Consider the following 14,258-nt stretch of genomic DNA (forward strand, 5'->3'; position numbering starts at 1 on the left):
GAGAACAGTGCTCATCACCGTCACGTATAAGGTGTTTCGGTGGTTGGGCGCAATCCATGCTCAAAGTTACGGCGACAATGACACTGACTGGGAGAGGTTATATGGCTCACATCTGTATCTGTTTTAACCTAAACAAAGAAACCGGTGAACATGCCGCTTGCACATCCACCGGTCAACTACTCGGTTAAAATTAATCCAGTGACACGTTCTCGAAATGGTGTTTACCTAACGGATCAACAACATAGCCTTTCACTTCTTTACGCACTGGCTCGTATACCGTTGAGTGAGCAACAATCAGCGCTGGCGCTTGATCATGCATAACAACCTGAGCTTGTTTGTAAAGCGCGACACGCTTGTCATGATCAGACTCAGCACGGGCTGGCTGGATCACGTCTTCGAACGGCTTATAACACCACTTGGAATAGTTAGAACCTTGTTTGGCCGCATCACAGCTGAACAGAGTAGCGAAGAAGTTATCTGGGTCCCCATTGTCCCCGGTCCAACCCATCATCACCGTTTCATGCTCGCCGTCTTTAGCACGTTTGAGGTATTCGCCCCACTCGTAGGTAACAATCTTGGCTTTCACGCCCACTTTCGCCCAGTCAGACTGGATCATTTCAGCCATACGACGTGCATTCGGGTTGTATGGACGTTGAACTGGCATTGCCCACAGGTCGATGGAGAAACCATCTGGTAAACCTGCTTCTTTTAACAGCTCTTTCGCTTTAGCGGGATCATAAGCGTAATCTTTTACATCATCGTTGTAGCCCCACATTGTTGGTGGGATCAGGTTCTTAGCCGCTTGGCCAGCACCCTGATAAACCGCGTCGATAATGGCTTCTTTGTTGACAGCCATGGTTAACGCTTGGCGAACCTTAACGTTATCCAGTGGTTTTTTCTCAACGTTGAAAGAGAGGTAACCGACGTTCAGGCCAGGTTGCTCCATCAGGTTGATGGTTTTATCTTCTTTCATGCGAGCGATGTCAGCAGGGTTAGGGTACGGCATAACCTGACATTCGTTTTTCTGCAATTTAGCGTAACGCACTGATGCATCTGGGGTGATAGAGAAGACCAGACGATCGATTTTTGGTTTAGTCCCCCAGTAGCCATCAAATGCTTTGTACAGGATACGAGAGTCTTTTTGATACTGCTGTAATTGGAACGGGCCAGTACCGATTGGGTTCAAATCGACTTTTTCTGGTGTGCCGGCTTTCAGCATATTGTCCGCATATTCGGCAGACAGGATTGACGCAAAGTCCATCGCCAAGTCAGCCAAGAAAGGTGATTCTGGGCGGGCCAGCTCGAAACGAACCGTGTTATCGTCAACTTTAACGATATTGGTGATCAAATCACCCATCCCCATGCCTTGGAAGTATTCATAGCTGCCGCCAGACACTTTATGGTACGGATGTTTATCATCTTTCTGACGCATGAAGGAATAAATCACATCGTCAGCATTGAAATCACGGGTCGGTTTGAAATCTTTATTATCTTGCCACTTCACGCCTTTGCGCAGGTGGAAGGTATAACTCTTACCATCTTCACTGACTTCCCATTTCTCAGCCAGACCCGGTTCGATTTCGGTTGTCCCGAGCTTGAATTCAACCAGACGGTTGTAGATAGGAACGGAGCTTGCGTCATAGGTCGTGCCCGAAGTAAAGAGCTGCGGGTTGAAACCTTCTGGTGAACCCTCAGAACAATATACTAATGTTTTCGCCTGTACACTGGCCGCCACGGTCAGTGCAATCAGCCCAATACCGAATTTCAGTATCCCTGTTTTTCCCAAGGAAATCGTCATCGCTTGTGCTCCATTATGGTGATGTGTGTTGTGTGTTCGGCCAGACCCTATAATTTTTTAGCCCGTTGTCTGTACCGTTTTGGCTTATTTGCCGCAGGGATGCGGGATTGAGATGCCGGATAAATCTTATCGCGACCACAATTTTGGGTGCGTGGAATCACCCAAATTGCACTCTATTACTCGCCCTGAGGCTACCAATTTGGCAACAGTTGATGGCAACGTCAATACGGTCTACAAGGATTTATCAAGACAATGAGAAACAGCATGCAAACATAAAAAAAACTTTCCATTAACATTATTAGCATGAAAAATTGTGCTAGCAGTGCTATACCAGCCAAATTAACTAGGGAATTAAAATTAAGCAGTGGTAACACCCAATGACAAAGCAAAAAACTTTGTTGCTAAATGATGCTTAACCGTTCAGATTTTTTTGTAATCTCGACAGAAAACAGGAGGAAATGCTGCTGTTGCAGCCGATAAGTGACGTGAGCACTGTCACATTCAGCCATAATCGAACACATCTTGCGTGGCGTTAAAAAAGCATTACTGACTTGCTCCATCCCTCATTTCCCAAGCGAGAGTCTTGATGGTGAAGAAGAGCACGATAATGACGCACCAAAATAGGGCATAGTATTTTTATGGCGTTAATCGAGGCTCATTCCAGCCCGATATTTAGCCAGAAAATGCAGTTAAGGTGTCTGCATTGTTTCTGTCATCTCAGGCTAAAACGACTCGGGCATCAAACGATATTAATCCGCAATAACATCCATACATTAGTGCTTAATGGTTCTGTATACGTCGAGACCACCATGTATCGCTCCTTGATGTTCAGTTAACCGCCGATAAGTTAAATCGACTCTCCCCATCACACTGATTATCTTACCTCGATTGTTATTTAAGCGACTGGTACTAATATCTATATCGCTGGAGGTTATAATACTCCCTATTGAATTATTCAACCCCCTCGATTTTATCTTTATATTGGCAGGTCCAGAGGTTGAATTTGACTTAATCATGCCTTTGTTATTATCAACCAGCTCGGTTGCTTTCAATGAGATATTACCGCTATTAGAATAGATATTCCCTCCTCGATTAAAAATATCGCCACCGAACATTCGGATTGATAATTTATCTTTTTTATCAAAGGGGTAAGATTGCCGTTCTGTCTTAATATACCCGCCACTATTATCAATATAATCTGCCCCTCGTAATGCCACTTTTCGGGACATTATTTTTCCACTATTTTTAATCGATGCACTCGAGAAAATCTTAACGATATCATCAGAATCGATCAGACCTTTGTTCGATAGACTGCCACCATTAGTGTTAATGAATATTCTATCGGCATACATCTTTCCCACACTACTCACTTCGACATTCACACTTTTTTGATAATCGCTCGTAAAACCGCCTATTGGTCTGATATCAATATTTTTCCCTATTGGAGCGAAACTGACAGCGTGCTTACCAATGATCGCTAAGATATCATTACCGATTAATTCGCCATCTATTTTTAATGAATGTGCGAAGAGGTCTAAGAAGGTATCAGAATAGGAACTTTGCCTCAGACCACCACTTTTAATCTGAATGGCACCATGATTCACATCATAGCCAATGAGTCTACCTGCATGAGTCACGGGGATACCCGTCGTTAACGTAACATGGCCTGTATTGTTGAAACGGCAGCTGTCACAGCTGATGCCTGAGGGGTTGGCAATAATGACATGCGCCTTATCACCTTCCACAAAAAGTGAACCATATAACTCACTAGGCTGTTTGCCTGTGACCTCATTCAAGATGACTTTTGCTGTTTTATCGATTAAGTGAGGATTACCCGTAGATTCTTTGTTATCCGAGAGAATGTTATTAAATATAATTTTATTATAGCCATGTCCTTTTTCATTACTAAAATCCCGATATTTATTATGTGATAGTCCATGCTTATCAGGGGTAACTATATCGATATAAAAATAGGTCCCCCCCTGACAGCGCGCGTTCTGTTCTTTACACATGTTTTTTAATTCAATATGCGTCGTGATTGTTGCTTGTTGATTTAATAGTGCACTGCTATCGACAATAATATCAGCATATGTGTGAGATATGCTTATTAAATAAATACCACTAATCAAACCGCAATATTTTATTAGTGCATAATATTTATTAATATGCTCAATAATTAAGCCTACATTTATCATTTTCATCCTCTCTTATATTAAAATAGAGCTTAACTTATTTATATGCAGGGAAAACCATATAACTTTAAATAGAGTAATCTAATATTGCCAAGTCATCGAAAATCCAAAGATCCAAGGATCAGCATGAGTTTTATCGGGTTTGATGATAGGAATACCCACATTAAAATCATAACCCACTGAATGATAACGGCCCCTAACCCCTACAACAGCTCCTACCAAACGATTACCCCGAAAAACTGAATGGCCACCTTCACTCACCTCCCCGTAATCCATACCAAAATAAGTTTGTTGACCAGCGATCGGGTCATGCCATAAAACATCGTTTCTCACATACCACCCTTGCGGCCCAACTACCGCACTATTGCCATTGAATCCGCGTACTGACTGGCGACCACCAACCGAAAATCTATCCTGCACGTTGATCGCTGAATACGTATATTGATGGCTGAAAGCGGGCTGGTAATTGAAAACTTGCGCCCCCAATTTGAACGGAATATCCAGTGAACCGGTGATCGCCATCAACCGTGCAGGTGGCATATTTATTTTTCCTTGAGTAGACCTAGCTCCCCACCATGTCGCTCCCTGTTGATAGCGAATACTGCTCATGAGGGTTGCCCATGGCATTGAGCGATAATATTCAATCCCCAACTGCCAGTCTGTTGTTTTAATTCGCTGGATACGAAGCTCTTTATTGGCAAAAAAACTAGCAGACTGCCGTATTAATAATCCGCCATATCCCGACGTTTTATCATGGTCACCACGTGAAAGTAGCCGCTGAATTCGTACGTCAAACATATTCCAGCGAGTACTGTACTGAAATGTATTATCTGCCAGTATAAGCGACTGATAACGACGTCCTTGACTCCCTGTCATACTCAATAACCAATTGCCATAAGGGACTGAGTAATGAAGTGCATAATTGCTGTAACCTTTGTCATGGTGTTTATCAGCATCACGATTAAGCGAAAGATAGAGCAACTCACCGAGCGAGAAAGGATTATCAATAGAGAGGATGAGACCGAAACGATGTTGCCCCAAGGCATGAGACCCACCATCATCAAAGTACGCCTTGGCTCGCCACAAACGTGCTTGCTGTTGATTAACTTTTATCTGGCTACTTAAGTCATCCTTATTTATTTCAATATCCATGGTGGCATTCACCGAGGGTAAGCGCTGTAAATTATCTAATCCCTGCTCAATATCGCGTAAATTGACTAATTCTCCGGGCTGGCTTGGAAAAAGCATACCGAGGTTAGCCTTGCCAGTACTGTTTATATCGTGCTTGATATTTTCAATTCTGCCGGCCATTAGCTTCAGGTATAACGTACCATCACTATAATGCTTATCTGCGAACACCACTCGTGACGTAATGAAACCATCAGATGCTAGTTGCGCCTGTAATTTCGTCATCAATGACAACAATCCCTTCTCGCCTAGACATTGCCCGAGAATATCTGATGCCAGCTTTTTCAAATTCGCTGCATTTGGGAATGCATAGAGATGGCTAATTTCAATGTTGTTAACCAACACGCAGGCTCGTTGGTCCTCATGGGAAATAGAGTTTGATGATACTATCTCAGCAGCAACCTGAGTCGAGAATAACCCGATATTCATGTGAAGAAATAATAGAAGTGTCACATTACTCCAACAATATTCGCATCCATGTATTTTCCGCACATTTGTTTTATTTTTTAATTTCACATTAATCAACCTCACTCAAATAAAAACAAGCAATAGCCGAACACAATAGAGTGACAAACCATTAATAAAATAAAAATTCATCATCGAATTAATAACTATCTCTATTGATTAGCGGCAACGCATGGTGATATTAAATGTGAAAATAATATAATGTTGGACTTTTCTACAATCAATAATATAAAACAAATGTACCCTTAATATAAAAGTATTAAGTTTATATTATGGTAATGAATAATGACGTACCTCCCTCAGTATTGAGAGGATAAAAAAGGAATGAATGCAGAGAAAAACATGAAAAAAAACCCCGACATTTCTGTCAGGGTTCTTAAATTTGGTCGGCGAGAGAGGATTCGAACCTCCGACCCACTGGTCCCAAACCAGTTGCGCTACCAAGCTGCGCTACTCGCCGAATCGGGGCGCATCTTACTGCTACGGCTCTAGGGCGTCAATCACTTTTTAACAACCCGCTGGCGACTGTTGGTAATATCGCCACCAGCGGTCAAAACAACATCATTTAACGCTTTTCTTCTTGTCTCTATCAGGCTTCAGCGGGTTTCAACTGTGGCGATTGTGCCCGTAGGAAGGGCAGCAAGAAGAATGCAGATAAGCAGGCAGCAATAGAGATAACCACAAAGAAGCCATTCCAGTGCCAAATCTCCATCACGCGAGCAATAGGGTAGCCAGATAAAGCCGCCCCTAAGTAGGCAAACAAACCGACAAAGCCTGTGGCAGCTCCCGCAGCATCTTTATGTGAACATTCTGCAGCAGCCATACCAATGAGCATTTGCGGGCCAAAAATAAAGAAACCAATCGCAAAGAAGCAGCCAGCCTGTAGCACGTAACTGATCCCTGGCATAATCCACAACGAGGCAACAGAGAGGAAGATCCCAATAGCAAAAATCAGGTTCATTGGCCCACGATTACCACGGAACCACTTATCAGACCCCCAACCAGCCACTAGCGAACCAATGAACCCACCCACTTCAAATAACGAAATAGCGGAGTTGGCTGTCATCAATGAGTAACCTTTCTCTTGGGTTAAATAGAGATTGCCCCAGTCATTAATTGCTGTACGAACGATATAAACCAGTACATAAGACACCGCCAGCAACCAGATGTACTTATTGGTTAACACATAGCGTTTGACGATCTCTTTATTTGAGAGCCCTTGACCTTCTGATTCCTGCACCAATTCCATGGCATCGTTACGCCACTTACCGACCGTTGGCAGCCCCATGGTGCTTGGCTTATCACGCAAGCGCCAACACATCAGCAGACCGATCACCACACCGATGATACCAGGGATAATCATGCCGTAGCGCCAGCTAAAGTGGAGAGAAATGACACCAACTAATAAGGGGATTAATGCCCCACCAAAGTTATGAGAGGTATTCCAAATTGCCCACCAGCCACCACGCTCTGAACGTGAGTACCAACTGGTTAAGATTTTGGAGCAAGGTGGCCACCCCCATCCTTGGAAGAACGCATTCAAAATCCACAGCGCACCAAAGACCATGAGTGATGAACTCATGCCAAACAGGATATTGATAATCCCCGTCATCACCAGCCCGATCCCCATAAAGTAGCGCGGATTTGAACGATCGCTGATCATGCCAGAGATGAATTTAGAGCAGCCATAGGTGATATAAAATAGGGTGCCTAAAATCCCAACATCAGACATCGTGAGGCCGAGGTCACTGAGCATGGCCGGCATGATGAAGGTGAAACTTTTACGGGTAAAATAGAACGCCGCGTAGCCGATATACATCGTCCACATGAGTTGGATACGCCAATATTTATAGGACGAATCAATTTGCGCTTGATCCGTGACTGTAGCGACGTTATCGCGGCTTTTGAGGAAGGACCACATGTTGAACCTCAGGATATTATTACAAGTGCCATCATCATCATGCGTGCGCGCGTGAAATCCTTGAGAGAAATTCCCACCAGATCCGAGAATATTTCCTAGTTTTCATTAGCGACCGAAGGAACTGTGGGAAGGATCACACTTAAGCAAGTCCCCTGATTGACACTCAGGTTGAAGCTACCCCCAAGTGCGCTCACGCGAGATTGCATACCACGTAGCCCATAACCGGGAGTCAATGTGGCTAAATCGATGCCCTTTCCGTTATCGCTAATCGTTAGATATATCTTCTGCTTATCTTGCCGCGCATTGATCTCAATTCGGCTGGCCGCACCATGGCGATAAGCATTAGTCACACCTTCCTGACAAATTCGATATAGCGTGATTTTCAGTGTTTCATCTATCGGGTGGTCATCTAGTTGCCAATTCAATACACCCACAACAGTTTGATCTTGTGGGATCAGTTCCCGCATCAACGCTGCAATTGCCGCCGAAAGCGGCAAGTTATTCAATGCCGCTGGCCATAATTTGGCGAGAACATCATGAACGCCATCGTAGACCCTCAAAGCGAGCATCTCTATCATTTCCGCACTTTTCAGTACCGGTGCTTCTGCTGTCAACCGTTTGATAATACTGGCTTGAGTTCGAATAACAGTGACTGTTTGCCCCACTTCATCGTGTAGTTCTCGCGCCACATCACGGCGAGCATGCTCTTCAGCCACCACTAATGCTTTAGCGAGTTCACGGTTCTCATTGAGCCGTATTTGTAGCTGTTGGTTTAACTCCCGCTGCCGCTGGATACCGGCCCCCAACAGTAAGCCCGTTAAACTTTGCGCCAACAATGAAAGCAACAGGTCGCGGTGAGAATCCAATTGCAGTGGTGTATTGATCAATAGCACGATGCTATTAAGCAATGTTGCTACTGCTCCTCCTTGCCAACCATAACGGTAAGACATAAAAACAATCGGAATGACGAGACAGAATGGCGCAAATAAATGTAAATCCGTTTCGGTGACTTCGTATTGCAACCAAATACTCAGCGCAAACAGCAACAGATACCACATGATATGGTGCAGACGCAGGTTTATCGGTTTATGAATGAGCCCCGGTTCTAGCGGCAACCAGATTTGGCGAGCCAGATAGTGCCACAGCAATAGGCAGGTTGGTGCAATCGTGAAGCCTCCCGCCAACCCGAGCAAAAGTGCCATCGCTCCCTGATGACTGGCAATCTGCCAGCCTAATGCTTGTATTAATGCGGCAGCTAATATCACTGCACCTTGCATCAACGGCCATTGCCACTCACTGGTATTTTTCTGATGGCGTAATAACCAAGGAGAAGCAAAGACTGCCAACAACGTGGTCGCCAATAACAGCGGAAGCGCGTACCACAGCAGGTCAACGTAACCAAACTGATCCGTGAGCAGCCACCACAATAGGGCATCACCCAGCAGAATACCCGGCCAATACTGACGTGGGCTTTGCAATAAAATGCCCATCCGCAGGCCGAAGGGAAAAAGCAGTAAGGCCTGTAAAGGCCTGTCGACCAGTTGCGTGCCAATTGACCATAAACAGAAAGCTGCGGTGGTATAAATAAACATCAACGCGACCAACATGATCAAACGCTGCATCATGAGTTCAGAACCTGCTTCGCCAATTCAACATTATTACTGACGCCCAACTTGGCAAATAGGTTTGCGCGATGGACATGGACCGTTTTGGGAGACAGCCCGAGCGATTCTGCAATCTCGCGCACTTCCATTCCTTGTGCGAGCAACACCGCCACCTCACGCTCACGGCGAGTCAAGGGATCGACAGCAATACGGGCCAGTTGCTGGGCAATTTCAGGCATCAAATAGACACCACCGCTGCCTACAGTACGGACAGCTGAAACCAAATCCTCTGGTTTGCATCGTTTAGAAAGAAAACCGCGGGCACCACGCTCTAAAGCCATCTCAACCAGAGCAGGACTATCGTGCATCGACAACATAATAACGGCCAGACCTGAGGGTAAATCCTTCAATAAATCTAAGCCACTTTCATCTGGCATAGAAATATCACAAATACAGACGTTCGCCTGTAGACTCGGCAAACCGGCGCGGGCCTGTTTGGCAGAATTGAACTCCCCGACCACCTGAATATCTTCTTCTAACGACAATAATTGAGCAAATCCTGAACGCACGATGTCATGATCATCAATAAAGACAACACGGTAAGTCATGGAAGGCTCCAGCCAGTGATAGATCAAGGCTGGAGTATACCGCAAGCTGAATATTTGAATGGCGATTAGCGTCGAGAATTGCGCCAGAATAAATTATATCTATGCTAATTAATTATATGACAGGCTGTGGATGTCGGCTTGGTGCCTGACACCAATTGTTTTGTTCATTTATCCCACCATCCGGCGAGGTGTAGCCCAAACAACCTAAAATAGAATCAAACAGTTCAACATGACGGTGCGTTTTACCCACACGCTGTTCTGCTTGTAGTTGCTCAAAGGCAGCGAGGTGCTCGGGTTGAGCCAAAAATTTATCTGAAGCCCACACCATTAATGGCACTCGGAATTGCTCTGGAGGGGCCATTTCACGCGGCGTACCGTGGAAGTGAGTATTATCATCGATAGACTCACCGTGATCGGCGGCATAAAACACTAATGCCTTTTTTTGCCTCATTTCGTCGATAACATTGGCGATAAATGAGTCGGTGTATAACACACTGTTATCAAATGCATTGAGCAGTTGCTGCTTGCTACAAAAATCATCCACCCCCATACATTCTGGCTGATAGCGAGCATAACTGCGGGGATAACGCTGGGAATAGAGATAGTGGGAGCCTTTGGTATGCAGAATAACCAAATGCTTTCCTTGCGGATAACGCCCCAGTGACTCTTTCAACTCATCAACCAGTAGCATGTCATCTACAGGTTTATCATCGTTACGCTTCTCTGAAGCGATAAGCTCGCGGAATGAATAATTATCGGTGTTGGTATTATTGTAGAACCACATCTCACTCTGCATGGCGAACAGCTCAGAAGTGAACCCCAATGATTTCATCACTGAGAATATATTTTGTTCTTTCAATGTGCGCTGCGGGTTATCTTCCGCACCACCTTCACGTACAAACATGCAGCGCAGTGATAATTTCGTGGAGGTATCGCACGATGTACCACGAAAAGCGACCAAATTCTTCTCTTTGCTTAATCGCGGAGTGGTGTCACGTGAATACCCCAACAGGCCCATATGATCCCAGCGGGTTGTTTCACCAATGATAAACACCACATAGGTGTCATCAATGCCTGCGGGGGCCACATAAGTATGGTGCTCAGCTGGATCATACAGCGTTGCCGCATCATATCTTTCGTTGTATTGCGTATATGCGTATAACCCCAGCGCGGCCAACCAGTTAGAGGGTAGGTATGAGTGAGCCACTACGCCACCATAGCTGGGTAAATCTACCGTTTGCAGTTGCTCATTGGCCGCTTGCACTTTATCTAGATAACGAAGGGGCAACCAAACTAGCGCCACTGCCACTATCATCAACAAAATCGGCCTCATACGCTGACCGGGTGTCTTGCATTGCTCAAGTAGGGTTAAGCGCAGAGTATTTTTCCAGATCAGCAGCAGCGGCATAGCGCTGACCAGCACCATCCAGATAACAAAATGCAACCCAATCACTTCTTTGGAAAGATCGGTATCAGTAGTTAAAACGGAAATCACTATGCCGTAGCCAATGACGACATTGAAAAAAGTCATGTAATAGCTGGCAGCAACAGAAATAAGCACCAAGAGAGTCGCGACAACACGATAAAACCACCGCCCACCGAGTGAAATCACCCGCATCACAAAAAAGGTAAACAGGATAATGGCCATCACTTCAATGATAGCGGTCACGACTTTTATCCCTTGGATACCTTGGCTAAAGGAGTCAAAACGACGATAAAAGACAGAGATATTCAAGAAAATGCCAATATAAACAGCCAACAACAAAGAAATACTTTGCTGTGATAAAGATTTTACTCTGTCCATAAAACGCCCGGTCTCCAGAGACACTATTTGAGGCTTGAATCAATCAGACAATGAACCCTCTATCAGGTTCAGTGTGATATCAATAAGCAGGCTATAGATTTTTCGCGAGAAATATCTTAACAACTCTCAACGGTCCTGTCCGCGAGCTAACGCAAACTCTCCATAGCAGATATGGGCTTAACCTTCCTAAATCAGTGTAGAACGAGGCAGCATGTACGAGGGCGAAGAACAGCCCACAAGAAAAGTCTTATGGGCTTGCGAGGCAGGAACTGGCTTATTTAATATTGAGTGTGACGTCGATATTGCCACGAGTAGCATTGGAATAAGGGCATACAATATGCGCTTTCTTCACTAAATCATCAGCCACGCTTCGTTCAATTCCCGGCAAGCTGATATCGAGTTGAACCTCAATACCAAAGCCCGTTGGAATGGCACCAATACCGACAGTCCCTTCAATGTTGGCATCATCAGGAATTTTAATTTTTTCTTTTGATGCAACAAACTTCAGTGCGCCAAGAAAGCAGGCAGAGTAACCCGCAGCAAACAGTTGTTCAGGATTCGTCACCGCACCACCTGCGCCCCCCATTTCTTTTGGTACGCCCAACTTCACATCCAATACGCCATCAGAGGAGGTTGCTCGGCCGTCACGGCCGCCAGTGGCTTTAGCTTTGGCGCGATATACGACTTTTTCGATAGACATAGTGCTTTCCTTTCAGGGTCAATGAAGATGAAGAACAGGTACAACGTGAAAGTATGGCACTCATATGAAAAAGCCCCCAATTTTGGGGGCTTCAAAAGTCATCTTACCGCGCGGGTTATCAATTACTGCGCTGGGGCATCAATTTTATCGTCGATTCGCTGCAACATATAGGGATAGAACGGGTTGGACGAAATTCGCATCAAGGAATCCAGCCCCACCACCAGCACAGCACGTTCACCGCGCGCAGCAAACGTACCCAAACTGATACCGTACTGGTCCCGCGGCTCAGGATAGCGACCATACAATGAATCACTCATCGGGAATGGTAACGCAACATGAGACAACGAGAATATATCAGGCGGATATATCAAACCTGTTGGCACAGTAGTCTCATTGGTTTGACCCGCCAGTGTTGTTATTGCAACGGTCTCATTACTTTGCGGAGAAACGTTGGTAATCACCGTTGTACTGTAATTACGTGGTGGCGGTGGCAATAAGCGAGCCAGTGCGGTGTAAGAAGAGTTTCTCAGTAATGGGCCGAAGCTGGCAGCACGGTTCAAATCAAACAGTACTACTTCGCTGCCATTTTTTGGTAAGTGATTATAGAGCGCTGTCACCACGGCACGGGTACTGACGGTTGAATCCATTAATGACTGGAACGTCAGAATTGGAGGAAGCTCTTCCATCTTATTGTTTCTGGAATCACGTGCAATTTGCTGCTGCAATACGGACGTCAGTAAATAAGATTGGCGAGCAGCATTCACTGGGAATGAGTTGTACTTGAACGGGTTAAACTCAGGCACGATCCCTAACCAAGCTGCTTTAGCAAAGGCTGGGAAGATAGCCGGCCAGCCTGCAATACCAGCAAAACGCGCAAAACTCGTCACACCGATCATCGGGGATATCAATATTACCCGCTCAGGTTTCGCCAGTGCGGGGTCATCTAATGAGTCCAGTGTGTATTTCATCGCCAGTGCGCCGCCATTGGAGAAACCAACAACATGCAAAGGTAAATCTGGGCCACTCAGTGTTTTAGCTTCTCGAACAGCCAAACGTGTGGCGGCTAACCAATCCTGCCATTCAACATCGGTCAAAGCACCCGGTACAGAACCATGAGCGGGTAAACGGATACCGATAGCAACATAGCCACGCTGACGATAATTTTCAGCGATATGGCGCAAGCTATAGGGGGTATCCGTTAAACCATGCAGTAATACCACGGCACCTTTAGGTTTCCCATCGGGCTGCAGAATATAAGAACGATTCCAGTCGTTTTTAAAACTTGGTGGATAAATCGAGCTGCCAGAATAGTAACGGTTTAGTGGAATCTCCGTTCTTGGTTCCAGTTTTTCAGTTACATTTTTCCGAACTTCATCAAAAATATTATTTTCAGCTTTCATGTAATCCGCCCAACTGGCTTTATCAATCTCAGCCGCGCGCATTTCATGTGGAACAAAAGTGTGCCAAAGCTCTAGCTTCGGACCACGCTGTGTATCGTAAATTCGGATTGCCAGTATGGTAACGGAAATTACCACCAAGACTAGAATAATCCGTTTAATCCACCGCTTAATGGCTATGGAAAGCATGATCCGTTACTCCGTAGGTCTATATTTTTTTTACAATTGAGGCCAGTTTATCACCATCTGGCGATGCTGCTACTTTAAACGCAAAATATTCTCTTGGTATAGAGTGCGATATAAATAAATCAGTATGTGGTTATTGTTGTCAATTGAATACCGACGATCCGCTTCATTATGCGATATATCTTGCGTATAACGACGGTATTAAATATGCCTGTGGAATTAAAAATATCTGATTTAATCTTGTGTTGTGGCAATGTTGAGATAATCATGCTGACCAATCAATTAATGACTTTGGTTATCATTCTTGGTTTTCATTTTAATACTACACCTAATATAAGACTTAATTTGTGAAGAGTAATCCGTTACTCAGAATGAATAATCTTAACCGCTGAATG

The 14,258-nt window shown here is 44.9% G+C and carries 9 protein-coding genes and 1 tRNA gene; all 10 read right to left on the reverse strand.

Annotated elements, in window-relative coordinates; genetic code table 11:
• Window positions 1-190: 190 nt before the first annotated feature.
• The 10 genes from dppA to DA391_RS22645 all read right to left on the reverse strand — a co-directional run bounded on the left by dppA (window position 191) and on the right by DA391_RS22645 (window position 13,866).
• Window positions 191-1,798 carry a dipeptide ABC transporter periplasmic-binding protein DppA gene (gene dppA, locus DA391_RS22600; protein ID WP_050082756.1) on the reverse strand — a complete coding sequence of 536 codons (1,608 nt, stop codon included), beginning with the start codon at window positions 1,796-1,798 and terminating at the stop codon, window positions 191-193.
• 773 nt (window positions 1,799-2,571) lie between these two features.
• Window positions 2,572-3,993, reverse strand: a complete 1,422-nt coding sequence (locus DA391_RS22605; protein ID WP_240624778.1) for a filamentous hemagglutinin N-terminal domain-containing protein — start codon at window positions 3,991-3,993, stop codon at window positions 2,572-2,574.
• Between the two features lie 78 nt (window positions 3,994-4,071).
• Complete coding sequence (locus DA391_RS22610) at window positions 4,072-5,631, reverse strand: ShlB/FhaC/HecB family hemolysin secretion/activation protein (protein WP_240624780.1); 1,560 nt, start codon at window positions 5,629-5,631, stop codon at window positions 4,072-4,074.
• Window positions 5,632-6,026: 395 nt separating this feature from the next.
• Window positions 6,027-6,103: transfer RNA gene (locus DA391_RS22615), tRNA-Pro, on the reverse strand.
• 129 nt (window positions 6,104-6,232) lie between these two features.
• Window positions 6,233-7,564 (reverse strand): MFS transporter, encoded by a 1,332-nt coding sequence (locus DA391_RS22620; RefSeq protein WP_050286698.1) that lies wholly within the window; start codon window positions 7,562-7,564, stop codon window positions 6,233-6,235.
• A 95-nt stretch (window positions 7,565-7,659) separates the two neighbouring features.
• Window positions 7,660-9,189, reverse strand: coding sequence for a signal transduction histidine-protein kinase/phosphatase UhpB (gene uhpB, locus DA391_RS22625; RefSeq protein ID WP_050082751.1), 1,530 nt, complete (start codon window positions 9,187-9,189; stop codon window positions 7,660-7,662).
• Window positions 9,186-9,776: a transcriptional regulator UhpA gene (gene uhpA / locus DA391_RS22630; RefSeq protein WP_019213075.1), complete on the reverse strand. Its 591-nt coding sequence runs from the start codon at window positions 9,774-9,776 to the stop codon at window positions 9,186-9,188. The genes uhpB and uhpA overlap by 4 nt, the downstream gene beginning before the upstream one ends.
• Before the next feature lie 112 nt (window positions 9,777-9,888).
• A complete protein-coding gene (gene eptB / locus DA391_RS22635) occupies window positions 9,889-11,580 on the reverse strand; it encodes a kdo(2)-lipid A phosphoethanolamine 7''-transferase (protein ID WP_050082750.1) in 1,692 nt (563 codons plus the stop codon).
• A gap of 274 nt (window positions 11,581-11,854) precedes the next feature.
• Window positions 11,855-12,280 (reverse strand): organic hydroperoxide resistance protein, encoded by a 426-nt coding sequence (locus DA391_RS22640; protein WP_050082749.1) that lies wholly within the window; start codon window positions 12,278-12,280, stop codon window positions 11,855-11,857.
• Window positions 12,281-12,402: 122 nt separating this feature from the next.
• On the reverse strand, window positions 12,403-13,866 hold the full coding sequence (locus DA391_RS22645; protein ID WP_050082748.1) for an alpha/beta hydrolase: 1,464 nt from the start codon (window positions 13,864-13,866) through the stop codon (window positions 12,403-12,405).
• Window positions 13,867-14,258: the final 392 nt, after the last annotated feature.

It is taken from the genome of Yersinia massiliensis, assembly GCF_003048255.1.
Lineage (GTDB): Bacteria > Pseudomonadota > Gammaproteobacteria > Enterobacterales > Enterobacteriaceae > Yersinia > Yersinia massiliensis_A.